Origin of the sequence: Azospirillum ramasamyi, from assembly GCF_003233655.1 — a bacterium.
GTDB classification, from domain to species: Bacteria; Pseudomonadota; Alphaproteobacteria; order Azospirillales; family Azospirillaceae; genus Azospirillum; species Azospirillum ramasamyi.
The window spans coordinates 2,101,106-2,121,305 of record NZ_CP029829.1; the positions used below are offsets into that span (position 1 = coordinate 2,101,106).

General features: G+C 68.9%; 16 protein-coding genes and 1 other RNA gene. 13 read left to right on the plus strand and 4 right to left on the minus strand.

Features of this window, described 5'->3' with window-relative positions:
* The first annotated feature begins 55 nt into the window (after window positions 1-55).
* Window positions 56-2,107 carry a methyl-accepting chemotaxis protein gene (locus DM194_RS09805; RefSeq protein ID WP_483960492.1) on the plus strand — a complete coding sequence of 684 codons (2,052 nt, stop codon included), beginning with the start codon at window positions 56-58 and terminating at the stop codon, window positions 2,105-2,107.
* A gap of 133 nt (window positions 2,108-2,240) precedes the next feature.
* On the opposite strand, the gene lpdA is transcribed toward DM194_RS09805, so the two are convergent.
* Window positions 2,241-3,638 carry a dihydrolipoyl dehydrogenase gene (lpdA, locus tag DM194_RS09810; RefSeq protein ID WP_111067151.1) on the minus strand — a complete coding sequence of 466 codons (1,398 nt, stop codon included), beginning with the start codon at window positions 3,636-3,638 and terminating at the stop codon, window positions 2,241-2,243.
* A gap of 262 nt (window positions 3,639-3,900) precedes the next feature.
* On the opposite strand from lpdA, the gene DM194_RS09815 reads away from it, so the two are divergent.
* A complete protein-coding gene (locus DM194_RS09815; RefSeq protein ID WP_111067152.1) occupies window positions 3,901-4,059 on the plus strand; it encodes an entericidin A/B family lipoprotein in 159 nt (52 codons plus the stop codon).
* A gap of 52 nt (window positions 4,060-4,111) precedes the next feature.
* Here the strand turns inward: DM194_RS09815 and rfaE1 are convergent, their stop codons facing one another.
* Complete coding sequence (gene rfaE1, locus DM194_RS09820) at window positions 4,112-5,557, minus strand: D-glycero-beta-D-manno-heptose-7-phosphate kinase (RefSeq protein ID WP_111067153.1); 1,446 nt, start codon at window positions 5,555-5,557, stop codon at window positions 4,112-4,114.
* A 122-nt stretch (window positions 5,558-5,679) separates the two neighbouring features.
* On the opposite strand from rfaE1, the gene DM194_RS09825 reads away from it, so the two are divergent.
* The 3 genes from DM194_RS09825 (at window position 5,680) to DM194_RS09835 (ending at window position 8,373) form a co-directional block, all read left to right on the plus strand.
* Window positions 5,680-7,149: a sensor histidine kinase gene (locus DM194_RS09825; protein ID WP_111067154.1), complete on the plus strand. Its 1,470-nt coding sequence runs from the start codon at window positions 5,680-5,682 to the stop codon at window positions 7,147-7,149.
* Between the two features lie 119 nt (window positions 7,150-7,268).
* Complete coding sequence (locus DM194_RS09830; protein WP_111067155.1) at window positions 7,269-7,457, plus strand: hypothetical protein; 189 nt, start codon at window positions 7,269-7,271, stop codon at window positions 7,455-7,457.
* Window positions 7,458-7,590: 133 nt separating this feature from the next.
* Window positions 7,591-8,373: a methyltransferase domain-containing protein gene (locus tag DM194_RS09835; protein ID WP_111067890.1), complete on the plus strand. Its 783-nt coding sequence runs from the start codon at window positions 7,591-7,593 to the stop codon at window positions 8,371-8,373.
* A gap of 2 nt (window positions 8,374-8,375) precedes the next feature.
* Here DM194_RS09835 and DM194_RS09840 read toward each other — a convergent pair whose 3' ends face one another.
* Window positions 8,376-8,999: a ParA family protein gene (locus DM194_RS09840; protein WP_111067156.1), complete on the minus strand. Its 624-nt coding sequence runs from the start codon at window positions 8,997-8,999 to the stop codon at window positions 8,376-8,378.
* A gap of 12 nt (window positions 9,000-9,011) precedes the next feature.
* Complete coding sequence (locus tag DM194_RS09845) at window positions 9,012-10,616, minus strand: CYTH and CHAD domain-containing protein (protein ID WP_111067157.1); 1,605 nt, start codon at window positions 10,614-10,616, stop codon at window positions 9,012-9,014.
* Window positions 10,617-10,909: 293 nt separating this feature from the next.
* Between DM194_RS09845 and DM194_RS09850 the strand changes: the two genes are divergently transcribed.
* The 8 genes from DM194_RS09850 (at window position 10,910) to DM194_RS09885 (ending at window position 20,179) form a co-directional block, all read left to right on the plus strand.
* Window positions 10,910-12,103, plus strand: coding sequence for a phosphoglycerate kinase (locus DM194_RS09850; RefSeq protein WP_111067158.1), 1,194 nt, complete (start codon window positions 10,910-10,912; stop codon window positions 12,101-12,103).
* A 128-nt stretch (window positions 12,104-12,231) separates the two neighbouring features.
* Window positions 12,232-12,329, plus strand: an RNA gene (gene ffs, locus DM194_RS09855) — signal recognition particle sRNA small type.
* A gap of 104 nt (window positions 12,330-12,433) precedes the next feature.
* On the plus strand, window positions 12,434-14,320 hold the full coding sequence (locus tag DM194_RS09860) for a DNA polymerase III subunit gamma/tau (protein ID WP_111067159.1): 1,887 nt from the start codon (window positions 12,434-12,436) through the stop codon (window positions 14,318-14,320).
* A 3-nt stretch (window positions 14,321-14,323) separates the two neighbouring features.
* A complete protein-coding gene (locus DM194_RS09865) occupies window positions 14,324-14,647 on the plus strand; it encodes a YbaB/EbfC family nucleoid-associated protein (RefSeq protein ID WP_014248810.1) in 324 nt (107 codons plus the stop codon).
* Between the two features lie 263 nt (window positions 14,648-14,910).
* The gene (gene recR, locus DM194_RS09870) at window positions 14,911-15,504 is read left to right on the plus strand and encodes a recombination mediator RecR (protein WP_111067160.1); all 594 of its coding nucleotides are present in this window, start codon (window positions 14,911-14,913) and stop codon (window positions 15,502-15,504) included.
* A gap of 294 nt (window positions 15,505-15,798) precedes the next feature.
* A complete protein-coding gene (locus tag DM194_RS09875; RefSeq protein WP_111067161.1) occupies window positions 15,799-16,350 on the plus strand; it encodes a hypothetical protein in 552 nt (183 codons plus the stop codon).
* A gap of 187 nt (window positions 16,351-16,537) precedes the next feature.
* The gene (locus DM194_RS09880) at window positions 16,538-19,693 is read left to right on the plus strand and encodes an error-prone DNA polymerase (RefSeq protein ID WP_111067162.1); all 3,156 of its coding nucleotides are present in this window, start codon (window positions 16,538-16,540) and stop codon (window positions 19,691-19,693) included.
* Window positions 19,694-19,801: 108 nt separating this feature from the next.
* Window positions 19,802-20,179 carry a VOC family protein gene (locus DM194_RS09885; RefSeq protein WP_111067163.1) on the plus strand — a complete coding sequence of 126 codons (378 nt, stop codon included), beginning with the start codon at window positions 19,802-19,804 and terminating at the stop codon, window positions 20,177-20,179.
* Window positions 20,180-20,200 lie beyond the last annotated feature (21 nt).

Sequence of the window (20,200 nt, forward strand, 5' to 3'; positions counted from 1 at the left end):
CGTCGGCTTTGGAGTCCTGTCGACGCGCTCCAGCAACGAATTCGTCACGGGCAACGTGGAGCGAATTCTTGAAAGCAAGACGACGGAGTCGCTTCAGAATCTCGCCGCCACCCAGGCCGGGCTTCTGCGGTCGGAGTTCGACACCGCATTGAACGCCGCCCGGACCATGGCCGCCAGCTTCTCCAGCCTCGCCGACGGCGGCGCGGGCGGCCATGTCCCGTCCGATCAGCGCCGCGACGCCTTCAACGGCGTGCTGCTGTCGGTGCTGCAGCGCAACCCGCTGTTCAACGGCACCTATTCGGCCTGGGAACCCGACGCTCTCGACGGCCGGGACGGCGAGTTCCGCAACCGCCGCGAATCCGGCACCGACGCCACCGGCCGCTTCATTCCCTACTGGAACCGCGACCAGAACGGCCGCATCGCCATGCAGCCCCTGGTCGAGTATGACAGCCGCGAGCGCCATTCCAACGGCGTCATGAAGGGCGGCTGGTACATCGGCCCGAAGGAGAACGGGCGCGAAAGCGTGCTCGACCCCCTGCCCTACATCGTGCAGGGCAAGCAGGTGTTCCTGGCGACCCTGTCGGTGCCGGTGGTGATCGACGGCAAGTTCCGCGGCGTGGCCGGCGCCGACTTCAACCTGGACTTCGTCCAGCAATTGTCGACCAAGGTCAGCAACGCCGTGTTCGACGGCCGCAGCCAGGTGGTCATCATCAGCAACATGGGCCTGATCGTCGCCCACAGCGCCCGGCCCGACCTGATCGGCCAGCCGATTTCCACCTTCGATGCCTCCTGGCAGGCCGATCTGGCGAATGTCCAGGCCGGCAAGGCCCATGTCGATATCGAAGCCTCCACCAACATGCTGCGCAGCTTCGCCCCCATCACCATGGGCAACACCGAGAAGCCGTGGGCGGTGCTGGTCCAGGTGCCGAAGGATCTCGTGCTGGCCGACGGGATGGCGCTGTCCTCCGCCCTGGGCGAGCGCGCCAGTTCCAGCATCCTGTGGCAGGTCGCCGTCGGCGCCCTGGTCGCCTTCGGCGCCGTCGCGGTGATGTGGGTGGTCGCCGGCGGCGTCGCCCGGCCGATCCGCGCCAGCGTCAGCTTCGCCGAGGGCATCGCCGCCGGCCGCTTCGACCAGACGCTCGATATCCGCCAGTCCGACGAGGTCGGCGCCCTGGCCGACGCCCTGCGCAAGATGCTGGCCGACCTGAAGCGGATGATCGACCAGCGCGCCGAGGATCAGGCCAAGGCCGACGCCGAACGCCGCGCCGCCATGCTGCAGCTCGCCAACGACCTGGAAGCCCAGGTGATGAATGTGGTGGACGGCGTCGACCGCGCGGCCCAGTCGATGACCGGCACGGCCCAGACCATGACCGCCACCGCGACCCAGACCAGCCAGCAGGCCGGCGTGGTCGCCAACGCCTCGCAGGATGCCAGCAGCAACGTGCAGACGGTGGCCAGCGCCACGGAACAGCTGTCCTCCTCGATCCAGGAGATCGGCGAGCGGGTCAACCGTTCCGCCCAGATCGCCCGCGAGGCGGTGGAGGCTGCCCAGCAGGCCAACGGGCAGGTGCTGAGCCTGACCGAGGCGGCGGAGAAGATCGGCACGGTGGTCCAGCTGATCCAGGACATCGCCAGCCAGACCAACCTGCTGGCGCTGAACGCCACCATCGAGGCCGCCCGCGCCGGCGAGGCCGGCAAGGGATTCGCCGTGGTGGCGCAGGAGGTGAAGAGCCTCGCCAGCCAGACCGCCCGTGCGACGGAGGACATCGCCGGCCACGTCTCCGGCATGCAGCGCGTCACCGGCGAGACCGCCAGCGCCATCAAGGGCATCGGCGGCATCATCGCCCAGATCGACGAGATCTCCACCGCCATTGCCGCCGCGGTGGAGGAGCAGGGCTCTGCCACCGCCGAGATCGCCCGCAACGTCCAGCAGGCCGCCAGCGGCACCCATGAGGTGACCAAGACCATCGCCGACGTCCGCAGCGCCGCCGTCGAGGCGGGTCATTCCGCCGAGAACGTCCTGTCGGTTTCCGGCCAGCTCGCCGGCGACGCCGGCCGTCTGCGCAACGTGGTGAACGGCTTCCTGTCGACGATCCGCGCGGCCTGATCGGCTGGGCGGACACCTCAACGAAAAAGGCTCCCCCGCCAAGGAGCGGGGGAGCCTTTCGTCGCTACGGAGCTTGCTGCCTCCAGATCGGCGGCCCCCAATTTGGCGGAACGCAGATCGGATGGGCGGGCGATCAGATGTGCAGCGGACGGCCGTCCACCGCCAGCGCCGCTTCCTTGACCGCTTCCGACAGGGTCGGGTGGGCGTGGCAGGTGCGGGCGATGTCTTCGGCGGACGCGCTGAACTCCATGGCCAGCACCAGCTCGCCGATCATCTCCGACACGTTCGGGCCGATCATGTGGACGCCCAGCACCTGATCGGTGGAGGCATCCGACAGGATCTTCACGAAGCCGTCGGTGTTGCCGCCGGCCCGCGCGCGGCCGTTGGCGGTGAAGGGGAACTTGCCGGCCTTGTAGGCGATTCCCGCGGCCTTCAGCTGCTCCTCGGTCTTGCCGACGGCGGCGACTTCCGGCCAGGTGTAGACGACGCCGGGAACCAGGTCGTGGTTGACGTGGCTCTTCTGGCCGGCCAGCTGCTCTGCCAGGGCGACGCCCTCTTCCTCGGCCTTGTGGGCCAGCATCGGGCCTTCCACCACGTCGCCGATGGCGTAGATGCCCGGCACGTTGGTCTGGAAATGACCGTCGATCTTGACCCGGCCGCGCTCCAGCTCGACACCCACCGCCTCCAGGCCGAGGCCTTCGGTGTAGGGGCGGCGGCCGATGGCGACCAGGACGGTATCGGCCTCGATGGTCTGCGCCTCGCCGCCGGCGGCGGGCTCGACCGTCAGGGTCACGCCGGTGTCGGTCATGGACGCGCCGGTCACCTTGGTGCCCAGCTTGAAATCCATGCCCTGCTTGGCGAAGATGCGCTGGGCCTGCTTCGACAGCTCGTTGTCCATGCTCGGCAGCACGCGGTCGAGATACTCGACCACCGTCACCTTGGCGCCCAGACGGCCCCAGACGGAGCCCAGCTCCAGCCCGATCACGCCGCCGCCGATGACGACCAGATGCTTCGGCACCTCCGGCAGCGACAGGGCGCCGGTGGAGGACACCACGCGCTTCTCGTCGATGGCGATGCCCGGCAGCGGGGTCACGTCCGAACCGGTGGCGATGACGATCGCCTTCGACGCGGTGATGGGGCCGACGCCCTCGACCTCGACGGTGTTCGGGGCGGTGATCTTGCCCGCGCCCTTCAGCCAGGCGACCTTGTTCTTCTTGAACAGGAACTCGATGCCGCCGACGTTGTCCTTAACGACCTTGTCCTTGTGGGCCAGCATGCCCGGCAGGTCCAGTTCCACGCCGCCGACCTTGATGCCGAACTTGGCGAGGCCGTGGGCCGCTTCCTCGAACTTCTCCGACGCCGCCAGCAGAGCCTTGGACGGGATGCAGCCGACATTCAGGCAGGTGCCGCCCAGCGTCCCCCGCTTCTCGACGCAGGCGACCTTGAAGCCGAGCTGCGCCGCGCGGATCGCGCAGACATACCCGCCGGGGCCGCCGCCGATCACAACGACGTCAAAAGTGCTTTCAGCCATGAGAGGCTTTCCTTTCGCCATTCTTGCTCGTTGCCAAAAGCCGTCCCATCCAGCGGGGAGGGCAAGCGGGAAGTTCCGCGGGGCGATTTATGCCCGCGCTCACGGCCGGTGGCAACGGGACACTTCGTCCCTGCGGCTGCGGACGAGGCGAGAGCGAAGGGCACCACCTTTGCGCAGCCCCCCTCTCCGATCGCGCGCGGAAACCTTTACGGCCCCGCTTGCGTTCCACCGGCATCGCACGCCACCGCAACGGAGACCACCAATGACCATCGTCAAGAAATTCGCCCTGCTCGCCGCCATGGGCACGCTGCTGGGCACCACGCTGGCCGCCTGCAACACCGTCGAGGGCGCCGGCCAGGACGTGCAGGCCGGCGGCCGCGCCATCGAGCGCGGCGCCGACAACGTCCAGAAGAAGATGTGACTCCGCCAAGGGGCCGACAGGGGGGAGCGTCCGCCAGCCGCGGCTTCCCCCGTCAGCTCTTCATGCGCTTGATGGTGTTGGTCGTGCTCTGTCCCTGGATCAGTTCGGCCAGCACCACTTTTCCGCCATAGCTCTGGACGAAATCCGCCCCCACCACCGTCGCGATGGTGTAGTCGGCGCCCTTGACCAGCACGTCCGGGCGCAGCGCGCGGATCAGCGTTTCCGGCGTGTCCTCGCCGAAGATCACCACCAGATCGACGCAGCCCAGCGACGCCAGCACCGTGGCGCGCGCCGTCTCGTTCTGCACCGGCCGGCTTTCGCCCTTCAGCCGCTTCACCGAGTCGTCGCTGTTCAGCCCGACGACCAGAACGTCGCAGGCCGCCCGCGCCTGCTTCAGCAGCGAAATATGGCCGGGGTGCAGCAGGTCGAAGCAGCCGTTGGTGAAGCCCACCCGCTTGCCGCGCAGCCGCCAGCGCTCCGCCCGCTCCGCCGCGGTGTCGCGGGTCGCCACCTTTTCCTCGCCCTGGCGCCATTCCTGCTCGTGCAGGCCGGCCAGCAGCTCGGCCGAGCGGACGACCGCGGTGCCGACCTTGCCGACCACGATGCCGGCGGCCAGATTGGCCAGCCGCGCCGAATCCACCAGATCGATCCCCACCGACAGCGCGGCGGTCAGCGTCGCCACCACGGTATCGCCGGCGCCCGACACGTCGAACACCTCGCGCGCCTCGGCCGGCAGATGCACCGCGTCCTCGGCGGTGACCACCGACATGCCCTGTTCGCTGCGGGTGGCGACGACGGCGCCGATGCCGCAGGTGGCGATCAGGTGGCGGGCGGCGGCGATCACCTCCTCGTCCGTCCGCGCCGGCAGGCCGGTGGCCTCCATCAGTTCCTTGCGGTTGGGCGTCACGATGTCGGCGCCGCGATAGCGCCGGTAGTCGCGCCCCTTGGGATCGACCACCACCATGCGCCCGGCCTGCCTTGCGGCGGCGATCACCGCCGTCACCAGATCGTCGGTCAGCACGCCCTTGCCGTAGTCGGACAGGATGACGCCGCCCACGCCGGGCAGCAGTTCGCGCACCCGGTCCAGCACGCGGCCGGCGACGGTGATCGGCACCACCGTCTCGATGTCCGTGCGCAGAAGCTGCTGCTGGCCGGCGATGAAGCGGGTCTTCACCGTGGTCTGGCGCCCGTCCTCCACCACGATGGAACCGTCGCTGACGCCCTCGCACCGCAGCAGGGCCAGCAGGTCGGTGCCGATGCCGTCATGCCCGACCACCGAGACGAAGTGGCAATCCGCCTCCAGCGCCACGAGGTTGGCGGCCACGTTGCCGGCGCCGCCCAGCTTGGGGACTTCGCGCTCCACGCGCAGGACGGGAATCGGCGCCTCCGGCGACACCCGGTCCACCGAACCATAGACGAAACGGTCGAGCATCACGTCGCCAAGGCAAAGCACGTTGGCGCGCGACAGGGAGTCGATGTGACGGGCAAGGTCGCTCATGGCGCCTGTCTTACCAACGCCAAAGCGGTAACGCCAGCGCGTCGGGGGCCTCGCGGGGATGACGCCCGTTTGTCACCGTCGTAGGATGGCGCTCCTGCAACACACGCTCCGTTCCCCCGCCCATGCCCCGCCCCATCGTCGCGGCCGGCCTGTCGGCCAAGCTGCTGGTGCTGACCATCCTGTTCGTGCTGCTGGCGGAGGTGCTGATCTACACCCCCTCCATCGCGCGTTTCCGCATGAGCTACCTGGAGGAACGGCTGGCCGCCGCCCACATCGCGGCCCTGTCGGTCGAGGCCGCCCCCGACCTGATGGTGACGAAGGAGCTGCAGGCGAAGCTGCTGTCCTACACCGGCACCCATGTCATCGACCTGATCCAGCCGGGCGCGCGGGTCTACATGCTGTCGCGCCCGATGCCGCCGCAGGTCGATGCCGTGTACGACCTGCGCAACACCGGCATGGGCATGCAGATCGTCGATGCCGGCCACGCCCTGTGGATGGCCCTGGAAGGCGCCTTCGGACCGCCGCGCGACCGCGTGATCCGGGTGATCGACCGTTCGCCCAACGACCCCGCCCAGCGCGTCGAGGTGACGATGGACGAGCGGCCGCTGATCCATGCGATGGTGGAGTTCTCCCGCCGCATCCTGGCGGTGTCGGTCGCCATCTCGCTGATCGCGGCGATCCTGGTCTATCTCACGCTGCATGCCCTGCTGGTGCGGCCGATGCGGCGGCTGACCGCAGGGGTCGTCGCCTTCCGCCACGACCCCGACGGCGCCCCGCCGCTGGTGCCGAGCGCCCGCGCCGACGAGATCGGCGTGGCGGAGCGCGAGCTTGCCGCCATGCAGGGCACGGTGCGCGCCGCCCTGCGCCAGCGCGAACGTCTGGCAACGCTGGGCACCGCCGTGGCGAAGATCAACCACGACCTGCGCGGCATCCTGTCCACCGCCTCCCTCCTGTCGGAACGGCTGACGGAGAGCGCGGATCCGGAGGTGCGGCGGGTGACGCCGCGGCTGGTCGCCTCGCTGGACCGTGCGGTTGACCTGTGCAGCCAGACCCTGTCCTTCACCCGCGACGGCGTGCTGCCGCTGTCGCCCGCGCCGGCCGATCTGCATCGTGTGGCGGAGGAGGCCGGGGCGGAGGTGCTCGCCACCGTCCACCCCGACGGCGGCCGGGTCGAGGCGGAGTGGATCAACGACATCCCCGCCGGCACGATGGCGCCGGTGGATGCGGCACAGCTCGGCCGCGCGCTGGTCAATCTCGGCCGCAACGCGGTGCAGGCCGGCGCCGGCCGGGTGCGGATCGCGGTCGAGGCCGGGCCGGCGGGCTCCCTGACCCTGACGGTCGCCGACGACGGCCCCGGCCTTGCCCCGCGGGCACGGGAGAACCTGTTCCAGCCCTTCGCCGGATCGGCCCGCGCCGGCGGGATCGGGCTCGGCCTCGCCATCGCGCGGGAGGTGCTGCGCGCCCATGGCGGGGAGTTGCGGCTGCTGCGCAGCGATGCGGCCGGAACGGCCTTCGCGCTTGACATACCGCAAGGCGGCACGGCAACCGATCCGCTAGATGTTGCAGGGCACAAGTCGTTTGTGTCGCATTGATTCCGCGGGCTCCCTCCCGCAGAATCCCTTCAAAGTCAAAGCGTTCGCGGGAAGCCCGGCGGGGCGGGAGGCGGGCGCTTTCCCTCTGACAACGCCTTGTTCTGAAAGGACTTCGGGACGTGAAAGCTCTCTCCTACTGGATCAATCCCATCCTCGCCGGCATCATGGCCTTCGTCGGCCTGCTCGCCTCCTCGCGGGCGGCGGACGAAGCGTTCGCCATCGGTGGCCTGATCGTCTTCCTCGGCTGCGTGCTTTTCATCTTCGCGTCGATCGGCCGTTATTTCGACCGCATGGGCTCCGCCCACTGACCTGACGGGCTTCCGTCCACGAAGCCCCGACGGTCGGCGCGAAGGCCGGGCGACAAAGCCCGGAGGGCCGAACCCGGACGGCCAGGCCCGAACGGCATGCGCCCAACAGAGCGGGTGCCACATGACACAGGGCATGGCATGGACCCCTGACGCCTTCGCGACGCTCGATGTCCTGCGCCGCCGTCCCGTCATCGACCTGACGGCGGCGCTCCCTTCCTCCCTCGCGCCTCGGTCGGTCGTCAATCTCGGCTGCGGTTCCGGGCAGTTGTCGCGGCTGCTGGCGGCGCGCTGGCCGCGGGCCGACGTGCTGGCGGTCGACCATTCCCGGGCGATGCTGCGCTGGGCCGCCGACACGCCGTCCACCGTGCGCTATCACCACGCCGATCTGGCGGTCTGGCGCCCGCATTGGCCGGTGGATCTCGCCATTTCCGCCGGCGGGCTGCACCATCTGGCCGGCCATGACCGGCTGTTTCCCGAACTGCTGCAATCGCTCGGCCCCGGCGGGGTGCTTGCCGCCGCCCTGCCCCGCCCGCAGGACCAGACCGCCCACCGCCTGCTCCTGGAAACCGCGGCCGACGGGCCATGGGCGGACCGGCTGCATGACGCATGGCCCGCGGCCCCGCTGACCGACGGCCGGCGTTACGGCGCCCAGGATTATTACGACTGGCTCAGCCCGCAGGCGGCCGCCATCGATTTGTGGGAGACCGAGTATTTCCACGCGATCGACGGCGACGTTCCGCTTCTGCAATGGCTTCATCAACCGGCACTGGCCCCGGTGATGGACCGGCTGACCGGCCCCGAACTGGACGGTTTCCTCGCCGCCTACCGCCGCCGGCTGGAGGCCGCCTACCCGGAGCATTCCAGCGGCAACACGCTGATCCCGATCAAATGGCTGTTCGTCGTGGCGCGGGTGTAGCCTCAAACCCCGTCGATGTAGCTCAGCAGCGGCTGCCAGTCGCCGCGATGCTCGGCGGCGCGCTTGCCCGGCATGTCGAACAGGCTGAGGCCGCTTTCGGCCGCGTCGGCGTAGATCTGGCTGTCGCGCAGCCGTGTCACCACCTGATGGCCGATGCCGCCGAGGAAACGGTCCAGCCGGTCGGCGGCCTTGGTGCGGGCGCGCAAGCGGTTGCCGACCACCGCCACCGTGGTCTTCTTCTTGGCGATGCGCTTCAGCTCATCGAGCTTGCCGAGGAAGCGTTGCGTCGCCTGTTCGTCGAAGGCGCCGGGAAGCACCGGCAGCACGACGACGTCGGCCATCTTCACCAGATCCTCGATCTGCCTGGTCTTCAGCGCGGCGGGCGCGTCGATCACCAGCCGCTTGGTGCCGCGCGGCGTATCGGAGAAGTCCTTGGCCCAATCGAGCCCGACCAGGGTCGACGCCTGACCCGGCCGGCGCTCCAGCCAGCCGAGCGAGGAGCGCTGACGGTCCACGTCGGCCAGCACGGTGGACAGGCCCGCCACGGCGGATGCGGCGGCGAGATGGGTGGCGACGGTCGTCTTGCCACAGCCGCCTTTGATGTTGGCGACGAGGATTGTGAGCATGGCTGCCGGACTCTACACCGCAGGGTCCGGCTTCGACCAGAAATGCTTGGTGTCGATGAAATCATGCCACAGGGCGACCAGCGCCGCTTCCGTGTCGGCGACCCCGCGGGCATGCCAGCCGATGACGATGCCGGCCGCGCGCGGTTCGCCGGGGGCGGAGCGGCTGCCGTCGTCATGCAGCTCGTGCAGAAGCCGCGTCGCCGTCGCCACGTCGTTCAGGTGGCCCAGCGCGTCCTGCAGGGCGGCGAGCTGCTGGATGTAGCGGCGCACCGGCTTGTCGTCATACAGGCTGCGGAAGAACTCCACGGCATAGCGCAGCTTCTTCAGGGCGATGCGCAGCTGGTGGCGCTGGGCCACCGGCAGATGGGCGAAGCCATGCCCGGCCCGCTTGGCCTTCTTGTGGCGCTTGTTCAGCAGATGGTCGGCCAGCCCGATCACCGGCTGGAACAGACGCACCGATTCCTCGCTGACCGGCTGGTCGCGCCAGCCGCGCTTCTCCACCCAGCTGCCGACGCCGAGCAGGAAGGCGGTGTAGCGGTCCGACCGGATCGCCTCGCGCACACCCTCATAGGCGCGCAGCCGCTTCGCCTCGGCGGCGGCGGCCAGCGTGTCCAGATCCTCCACCGCCGAGCGGCCATGCCCGTCGGCCTTGTGGAAGGCGTCGCGCACCGGAGCCAGCAGTTCTTCGCCGAACACGTCCCAGTCGCGCGCCGGCCCCAGGCTGCCGGCCAGCCATTTGATCTCGCCGACCAGCCATTGATACTGCGAGGCCGGAATGAAGGGCCGGAACAGCGCGATGGCCGAGCGCAGCCGGCGCAAGGCGACGCGCATCTGGTGGACGCCCTCAGGATCGTCGCCGGCCAGCGTCACCGCCTCGTTCGCGACCATGTGGGCAAGGCAGGCGCGCACGATGCGGGCCACGGCCCCTTCCACCGTCGTCTCGGGATCGAGCTGCAGCTTTTCCGCCTTCAGCGCCTTGTCGGCGGCACCGGTCGCCAGCGCGTGGCCGCGCGCCGCCTTGGTGCGCATCTCCAGCCGCAGCGGCGCCGTCTTCGTCAACTCCTGCGCCAGATCGTAGAGCGTGGTGGGCGAACCGCTCTTCAGCTCCAGCTCCACCTCGCACAGGTCGCTGGACCGGCCATCGGGCAGCAGGATCCGGCCGCGGTCGAAGGCGACCTCGATGGAGGCCGCGTCATCCCCCTCGCCCAGCGTCACGTCCTGGATCGTGCGCTCGACGATCGAGGTGAAGACCGGCCGAAGCTCCGATTCGCTGAGCGAGCCGAGCAGATCGAGGGCGGCGGCGTCGGTGATCAGCGTCAAATCGGGCGCGGCGGAGGTCACCGCGCATTCCCATTCGCCGCGTCCCAGCCCGTCCTCGTCCGGCGCGGACTTGACCGTCTGGACATAGCCGTCGCCGGTCTTGCGCACCCGCAGCGTCACCTTGCGCGCGGCGAGCCGGCGGTCTTCGGTGTCGTAATAGGTGCTTTCCAGGGTCTTCGCCGTTGCCGGTCCGGTCGCCCGGTCGGCGATGGCGGGAGCGGCACGCAGCGTGTCAAAGTCTTCCGGCTTCGCCGCCAGCTTCAATTCCGTCTCGCGGTTGATGTCCGCCTCAGCCATCGCCTGCGCTTCAACCCCCGTTTTGCGGCCCTCGGGCCTACAATTGGGTGTTTGCACAGGCCATGGACAGGGTCAAGTTACGGAAATGTTGCAGAAGCCTGGGGTTGTAGTGCCCTTGCCCCCGCGTCTGCCCTTCGTTCTTGGCGCTTTGACAGGGGGTTGATGGTCAATATGCCCCATTTCACCCTACCCATGGGGCGTTGCAATGCGGTCGGCGCTGTGATTGGGTTCCGGCAAATCGACCGAGAGCCGATCCCGGACGGGAAGCGGCCATTATTAGGGGAAGTGCGACGATGACCGATTTCAACACGATCGACGATCTCGAGGTCAGCGGCAAGACGGTGCTGGTGCGCGCCGACCTGAACGTCCCGATGCAGGACGGCAAAGTGTCGGACACCACCCGCATCGACCGCCTCGCCCCCACCCTGAAGGAGCTGTCCTCCAAGGGCGCCAAGGTCATCGTCCTGTCGCATTTCGGTCGCCCGAAGAACGGCCCGGATGCCAAGAACTCGCTGCGCAACGTGCTGGACGCGCTCAGCGCCGCCGTCGGACAGAAGGTCGCCTTCGCCGAGGATTGCGTCGGCGACAAGGCGAAGGAGGCCATCGCCAAGGTGCATGACGGCGCCATCGTCCTGCTGGAGAACACCCGCTTCCACGCCGAAGAGGAAAAGAACGACCCGGCCTTCGCCAAGCAGATGGCCGAGCTGGGCGACATCTACGTCAACGACGCCTTCTCCGCCGCGCACCGCGCCCACGCCTCGACCGAAGGCGTCGCCCGCCTGCTGCCGAACGCCGCCGGCCGCCTGATGGAGGCCGAGCTGAAGGCCCTGACGCTCGCGCTGGAGAAGCCGGAGCGTCCGGTCGCCGCCGTCGTGGGCGGCGCGAAGATCTCCACCAAGCTGGAACTGCTCGGCAACATGGTCCGCAAGGTCGACCTGCTGGTGCTGGGCGGCGGCATGGCCAACACCTTCCTCTTCGCCCAGGGCACCGACGTCGGTGCCTCGCTGTGCGAGAAGGAGATGGCCGACCAGGCCCGCGCCATCATGGCGACCGCCAAGGAATCGAACTGCGAGATCCTGCTGCCGAAGGATTTCGTCGTCGCCAAGGAGTTCAAGGCCGGCGCCGCCAACCACGTCGTCGCCTTCGACGCCATCGGCCCCGACGAGATGGCTCTCGACATCGGCCCGGCCACCGTCGAGTTCCTGGGCGTGAAGCTGCAGGGCGCCAAGACCATCGTCTGGAACGGCCCGCTCGGCGCCTTCGAGATCCAGCCCTTCGACGCCGGCACCAATGCCGTGGCCGGTCTGGTCGCCGCCCGCACCGAATCGGGCGGCCTGCTGTCGGTGGCCGGCGGCGGCGACACCGTCGCGGCGCTGGCCCATGCCGGGGTCGAGGACAAGTTCACCTACGTCTCCGCCGCCGGCGGCGCCTTCCTGGAATGGCTGGAAGGCAAGGAACTGCCGGGCGTTGCGGCGCTGAAGAAGTAAGGGATACCCGGTCCAGCGGGTTCGGGAAGGGGGGCGCGTCACGGCGCCCCCTTTTTCATTGCCCCCGCCGCCCGCCCGCCAACCGTTTCCCCTTGCATCCGCCCGCGCGAATGTCCATAACAGCGGCGGGAGGCTGGCGTCGGACGAGTCCCTCGCCAACCCGGTCAGGTCCGGAAGGAAGCAGCCGCAACGAGTTACGGCTCGGGTCGTTCGTCCAGTCTCCTACCTTCTTCAAAAATTGCCAGCACGAAACAGACGGCGACAGCGCGGCGCCGGGACGCTATTCTGCGGCCCGAAATTCCCCTCCCGTCGTTTCGACAGGCCAGCCGCGTGACCGATACCACAGCCGACATCCCCGCTTCCGCACCCGCCACGGCTCCTGCCACCGGGCAAGCCTATCGGGTGCTCGCGCGCAAATACCGGCCGAAGACCTTCGACGAGCTGATCGGACAGGACGCGCTGGTCCGCACCCTGACCAATGCCATCCAGTCCGGCCGCATCGCCCAGGCCTTCATGCTGACCGGCGTGCGCGGCGTCGGCAAGACCACCACCGCCCGCATCATCGCCCGCGCGCTGAACTGCACCGGCCCGGACGGCAAGGGCGGGCCGACGGTCAGCCCCTGCGGCGTCTGCGACAACTGCCGCGCCATCGCCGAGGACCGCCACGTCGACGTGATGGAGATGGACGCCGCCAGCCACACCGGCGTCGACGACATCCGCGAGATCATCGACGGCGTGCGCTATTCGCCTGTCTCGGCCCGCTACAAGCTCTACATCATCGACGAGGTCCACATGCTGTCGAAGAGCGCGTTCAACGCGCTCCTGAAGACGCTTGAGGAACCGCCGAGCCATGTGAAGTTCGTCTTCGCCACCACCGAGATCCGCAAGGTGCCGGTGACGGTGCTGTCGCGCTGCCAGCGCTTCGACCTGCGCCGCGTCGACGCCCAGGTGCTGAAGGAGCATTTCACCCGCGTCACCGCCCTGGAGGGCGCCGACATCGAGGGGGATGCCGCCGCCCTGATCGCGCGCGCCGCCGACGGGTCGGTGCGCGACGGGCTGTCCCTGCTCGATCAGGCCATCGCACTCGCCGCCGGCACCGTCACGGCGCAGCAGGTGCGCGACATGCTGGGCCTGGCCGACCGCACCCGCGTCATCGACCTGTTCGAGGCCGCCGTCTCCGCCCGCCCGGCCGAGGCGATGGACATCCTGGCCGACCTGCACCGTGTCGGCGCCGATCCGGTGGTGATCCTGCAGGACCTGCTGGACCTCGTCCACAACCTGACCCGCTTGAAGGTGGTGCCCGACAGCGCCAACGATCCCTCCCTGCCGGAGGCGGAGCGCACGCGCGGCTCCACCCTGTCGGGCAAGCTCGGCATGCCGGCGCTGACCCGCGCCTGGCAGCTTCTGTTGAAGGGGCTGAACGAGGTGCAGGCCGCCCCGGTGCCGCAGCAGGCGCTGGAGATGGTGATCGTCCGCCTGTCCTACGCTGCCGACCTGCCGACGCCGGGCGAGCTGATCCGCCAGTTCCAGGCCCAGCAGGCGAATGGCGGGGCCAATGGCGGAGGGGGCGCGCCGATGGGCCGCGGTCCCGGCGGCGGCGGCGGACCGGTTGCCGTCGCCAGCCAGCAGGCCCACGCGGTCGCCCGCCCGATGGGCTCGGCCCAGCCGCAAAGCGCCCCCGTGGCGCAAGCCGCTCACAGCCCTGCCCCCGCCGCGGTCCAGGCCGGCGAAGAGCTGTCGCCGATGCCGCACGACTTCCGTGCGCTGGTGCAGCTGTTTTCCGACCGGCGCGAGGGCGCGCTTTACGGCTATCTGATGGAGACGGTGCAGCTGGTCCGCATGGAGCCGGGCCGGCTGGAGCTGAAGCTCCGCCCCGGCGCTCCGCCGACCCTGCCGGCCAAGGTCGGGCAGTTCCTGACCGAATGGACAGGCCATCGCTGGATCGTCGCCCTGTCCGAAGGCCAGGCCCAGCCGACGCTGGCCGAGCAGGGCCAGGCCGAAAAGCGCCGCGCCCTGTCCGAGGCGGAGGCCAACCCGGTGGTGCGCGCCGTGCTCGACGCATTTTCCGGCGCGAAGATCATCGACATCCGCGACCTCGCCGAAGTTGCCGCAGCGGAGAGTGCGGCGGTTGCGGATGACGGCGAGACACCCGATTTCATGGTTCAGCAGCAGGACGACGGGGTCTATTACCCCCTCGACGACGAAGGAGAGTACTGACCGATGAAGAATATCGGCAACATGATGAAGCAGGCCCAGCAGATGCAGGCCAAGATGCAGGAAATGCAGGCGAGCCTGGAGCAGGTCGAAGTGACCGGCCAGAGCGCCGCCGGCATGGTCGTCGTGACCGTCAACGGCAAGAGCGAGATGAAGAAGGTCAAGCTCGACAAGTCCGTCGTCGATCCCGAGGACGTCGAGGTGCTGGAGGACCTGATCGTCGCCGCCTTCAACGACGCCAAGAAGAAGGTCGAGCAGCACGTCGCCGAGGAGACCTCGAAGCTGATGGGCGGCCTGAAGCTGCCGCCGGGCATGAAGCTGCCGTTCTGATCGGTCTTTTCACCCTCTCCCGCCCCGGGAGAGGGCGCGGAGCCGACGGCCTCAGGCCGGACGGGCACCGCGGGTGATCGTAGGCGGAGCGCGGTCGCGAGACTTGCGAGCGGCCTTGGCCCCGCCGAAGGCGGGGTGGGTGAAGGGGTGTCCGTACATGGCTCCCCTGATCCCCGCATCACCCCTTACCCTTCCCAAGCTCCGCTTGGGCCCCTTCCCTCTCCCGGGGCGGGAGAGGGAGATATGTGTCGGCCGCCAAGTGAATGATCGGACCTGAAATCGAACGCCTGATCCAGTTGCTGTCCAAGCTGCCGGGGCTCGGTCCCAGGTCGGCGCGGCGGGCGGCGCTGCATCTGATGAAACGGCGGGACAGCCTGCTGGTGCCTTTGTCGGAGGCGATGGCGGCGGCCGGCGAGTCGATCCGCGCCTGTTCCGTCTGCGGCAACCTGGACAGCCGCGACCCCTGCACCGTCTGCTCCGACCCCACCCGCGACCGCTCGGTCATCTGCGTGGTGGAGGATGCCGGCGACCTGTGGGCGCTCGAACGCACCCGCGCCTTCCGCGGCACCTACCATGTGCTGGGCGGCCTGCTGTCGGCCTTGCAGGGTGTCGGCCCCGACGACCTGAACATCGCCGGCCTCGCCGAACGGGCCAAGGATCCGGCGGTGCGCGAGATCATCCTGGCGCTGAACGCCACCGTCGACGGCCAGACCACCGCCCATGTGGTGACCGACCGCCTCACCGATGCCGACGTCTCGGTGTCCCGCCTCGCCCATGGCGTCCCCGTCGGCGGCGAGTTGGACTATCTCGACGACGGCACGCTGACCGCGGCGCTGAAGGCACGGCGGCCGCTGTAGCCGCAACCGCGCGCGCCCCCACGCCCTCGGCCCGCCGAAAGCCGCTCCGATCGCAGGAGAGGGAGGGGCGTGCAACAAATCAAACGCGCCTTGTTGAGGAAGGCCGGGCGGCGAAGGCGATACGGAAAACAGGCTATCCTGTGAAGTCTTTATACTCGCAATTGCTATGCGCCCATCCTGGAGAACGCTTGCCGTTGGCATCGCAAGGGTGGAGCCTCCACACCCTACTGTTCCATCTTCCGGGTGCCCGAGACCCAGCCCAGAGGTTGGGCCCCACCCAGAAAGGGGCATGCGATGGGAACCCTCCTGGCTTTTGCGCCCTTCATCGTATTCGTGCTCGTGGACAGGTCGATCGGACCAACGGAGGGCCTGATCGCCGGCGCTCTCGTTTCAGCGGCTTTGCTGGCGCGCGATTGGGTAACTCCTGGAAAGACGCTGAAAATTCTTGAAATCGGCACGGTGCTGCTCTTTGGCGCGCTGGCGCTTTACGCCGTGCTGGGCGGTCCGACCTGGTCCATCATCGGCGTCAGATTGTGCGTCGACGCCGGCCTTTTGCTGATCGTGCTGATCTCGATCGCGGTCCGCCGTCCCTTCACTCTGCAATACGCGCGCGAGCAGGCTGCTCCTGATTTCTGGGAGAATCCAGATTTCGTCCGTACGAATTATGTCATCACAGGGGTTTGGGCGCTGGCGTTCCTGATTATGGTGATCGCGGATCTCGCCCTGCTCTATATGCCCGAATACCCTCCGCATTTCGGTATCATCGCAACGGTGCTGGCTCTTGTTGCAGCAATCAAATTCACGTCATGGTATCCGGAATATCGCCGGCCCAACGTCGGCGCATGAGCGGTGCCGGCACGCCGATGAGCCGGAACCACATGCCTAACCTGGCCTGATTCCGCAGGGGGAAGCATCCGCATCAGGCACCGGCACCAGACACCTATCCTTTCCCCCGCCGCAATAATGACATCAATCCCATTCTCGGACTATCATCCCCACGCGCACCCATCCACGCGCGCCGGGGAGCCTTGCCATGATCCGTTACGCCGAACTGCAGCTCGCCACCAGCTTCAGCTTCCTGGAGGGGGCGTCGCACCCTGACGAGCTGGCGCTGACCGCGGCGGCTCTGGGGCTGGCGGCGGTGGGGGTGACGGACCGCAATTCGCTGGCCGGCGTGGTGCAGATGCATGCGGCGGCGAAGAGGGCGGGCATCCGGGCGCTGATCGGCTGCCGGCTGGATCTGACCGACGCCGACAGCCTGCTGGCCTATCCGACCGACCGCGCCGCCTACGCCCGGCTGTCGCGGCTGCTGACCCTGGGCAAGATGCGGGCGCCGAAGGGCGAGTGCTTCATCGCCCGCGCCGACGTGCTGGCCCATGCCGAAGGCATGCTGTTCCTGCTGCTGTCGCCCGACCGGCGCGACGAGTCGTTCCTGCGCGAGCTGCGCGCCTGGCGCGGCGGGCTGGCGCGCGGGCAGCTCTATCTGGCGGCGAGCCACCGCTACCGGGGCGACGACGGCCGGCGCCTGCGCTGGCTGGCCGGGCTGGCGGAGGCGGAGGGGGTGCCGCTGGTCGCCACCAACGACGTGCTCTATCACGGCGCCGGGCGGCGGGCGCTGGCCGACGTGATGACCTGCATCCGCCACCACACCACCATCGACGAGGCCGGCTGGCGCCTGTCCGCCAATGCCGAACGCCACCTGAAGCCGGCGGTCGAGATGGTGCGCCTGTTCCGCGACCACCCCGACGCCGTCGTCCGCAGCCTGGAAATCGCCGAGGCCTGCCGCTTCTCGCTGGACGAGCTGCGCTATGAATACCCCGACGAGGTGGCGGAGGGCCGCGATCCGCAGGAGACGCTGGAAATCCTGACCTGGAAAGGCGCCGCCGGAAAGTATCCCGCCGGCATCCCCGATCCGGTCCGGCAGACCGTGGAGCGCGAACTGGCCCTGATCGCCGGCCAGCGCTACGCCCCCTATTTCCTGACGGTCCACGACATCGTCCGCTTCGCCAGGGAACAGGGCATCCTCTGCCAGGGGCGCGGCAGCGCCGCCAACTCCGTCGTCTGCTATTGCCTGGGCATCACCTCGGTCGATCCGACCGAAGTCGATCTGCTGTTCGAACGCTTCATCTCCGCCGCCCGCGGCGAGCCGCCCGACATCGACGTCGATTTCGAGCATGAACGGCGCGAGGAGGTGATCCAGTACATCTACGGGAAATACGGCCGCGCCCGCGCCGGCCTGACCGCCACCGTCATCCGCTACCGCGCCCGCAGCGCGTTGCGCGAGGTCGGCAAGGCGATGGGGCTGTCGGCCGATCTGGTGGCGCGGCTGACCGGAACGATATGGGGCTGGAGCAGCCAGGGCGTGGACGAGGAGCGCGCCCGCTCGCTCGGCCTCGACCCCGACGACCCGCGCCTGCGCCGGACGCTGGAACTGGCGCAGGAGCTGGTCGGCTTTCCCCGCCACCTGTCCCAGCATGTCGGCGGCTTCGTCATCACCCGCGGCCCGCTGTCCGACCTCTGCCCGGTCGCCAATGCCGCGATGGAGGACCGGACCACCATCGAATGGGACAAGGACGACATCGATGCGCTCGGCATCCTGAAGGTCGACGTGCTGGCGCTGGGCATGCTGACCTGCATCCATCGCGCCTTCGACCTGATCGACCGGGTGCATGGACGGCGCTGGACGCTCGACAGCGTGCCCAAGGAGGATCCGGCGGTCTACGAGATGCTCTGCCGCGCCGACAGCCTGGGCGTCTTCCAGGTCGAAAGCCGTGCGCAGATGAGCATGCTGCCGCGGCTGAAACCGCGGACCTTCTACGATCTGGTGATCGAGGTCGCCATCGTCCGCCCCGGCCCGATCCAGGGCGGCATGGTTCATCCCTATCTGCGCCGCCGCAGCGGGGCGGAGGACATCACCTATCCGATGCCGGCGCTGAAGCCGGTTCTCCGCAAGACGCTGGGCGTGCCGCTGTTCCAGGAACAGGCGATGAAGGTCGCCATGGTCGGCGCCGGCTTCACCGCCGAGGAGGCCGACCAGCTGCGCCGCGCCATGGCCGCCTTCCGCAGGACGGGCAAGGTGCGCCTGTTCCATGACAAGTTCATCGCCGGCATGACCGCCAACGGCTGCGACCCCGCCTTCGCCGAACGCTGTTTCCAGCAGATCGAGGGCTTCGGCGAATACGGCTTCCCGGAAAGCCATGCCGCCAGCTTCGCGCGGCTGGTCTATGTCTCCGCCTGGATCAAGCGCCACCACCCCGCCATCTTCGCCGCCGCCCTGCTGAACAGCCAGCCCATGGGCTTCTACGCCCCGGCCCAGATCGTCCGCGATGCGCGCGAGCACGGCGTGACGGTCCTGCCGCCCGACGTGAACCTGTCGGGATGGGATTGCGCGGTGGAGGTTGCTCCCTCTCCCGTCCCACCCAATTCCCTTCTCCCCCTTGGGGAGAAGGGGATAAGCCTCCGCCTCGGCCTCCGCCTCATCAAGGGCTTCACCGAAGCCCAGGCCGAGGCCGTCGTCCTGTCCCGCGCCGGCGGCTACCGCGATCCCTACGACCTGTGGCGGCGCGCCCGCCTACCGGTCTCGGCGCTGGAAAAGCTCGCCCGGGCCGACGCCTTCCGCTCCGTCGGGCTCGACCGCCGGGCGGCGCTGTGGGCGGTGCGGGCGCTGGGCGACCAGCCGCTGCCGCTGTTCGCGCGGCTCGACGGCCCGATGGCCGAGGAGCCCGAAGCCCCGCTGCCCGCCATGGCGCTGGGGGAGCATGTGGTGATGGACTACACCAGCCTGTCGCTGTCGCTGAAGGCCCATCCGCTGTCGCTGCTGCGCGACGGCCTGCCCGGCATCACCCCGGCGGAGCGGCTGGCCCGCACGCGCGACGGCCGGCGCCTGACCACCGCCGGGCTGGTGCTGGTCCGCCAGCGGCCGGGCAGCGCCGAGGGTGTCGTCTTCATCACGCTGGAGGACGAGACCGGGATAGCCAACCTCGTCGTCATGCCCGACGCCTTCGAGACCTTCCGCCGCCCGATCATGACCGCGAGGATGATGGCCGCCACCGGCCGGGTGCAGAACCACGAGGGGGTTGTGCATCTGCGCGTGGAATCGTTGATCGACCTGACCCATCGGCTGGCCGAGCTGACCGGCGATGACCGCCCCGCCGCCGGCTCCTTCTCCAAGGGCCGCAATTTTCATTGAAGGGGCTGATTGCTCCTGACATCACGCTGTCAGGATGGGTGTGCTATCAAGAGGGCGTGCCGGCACGAACCACGAACATCCCACTCCCCACTGTCAGGAGCAGGTTCCATGAACTACCCGCATGTCGTCACCTGGTTCGAAATCCCCGTCTCCGACCTCGCCCGTGCCGTGCGCTTCTACGAGACGGTCTTCGCCATCACCCTGAATCAGGATGCCTGCCCCAGCGGCATGAAGATGGCCGTCTTCCCGGCCGAGAAGGAGGCGGTGAACGGCTGTCTGGTCCAGCACGAGTCGTGCAAACCCAGCGCCGACGGCACCACCGTCTACCTGAACGGCGGCGACGACCTGTCCGTCCCGCTGGCCCGTGCCGAGCAGGCCGGCGCCACCATCGTCGTGCCGAAGACGCAGATCTCGCCGGAGATCGGCTATTTCGCCCAGTTCATCGACAGCGAGGGCAACCGGGTCGGCCTCTATTCGATGCACTGATCCTGCCGGCCCGGAGCCGCC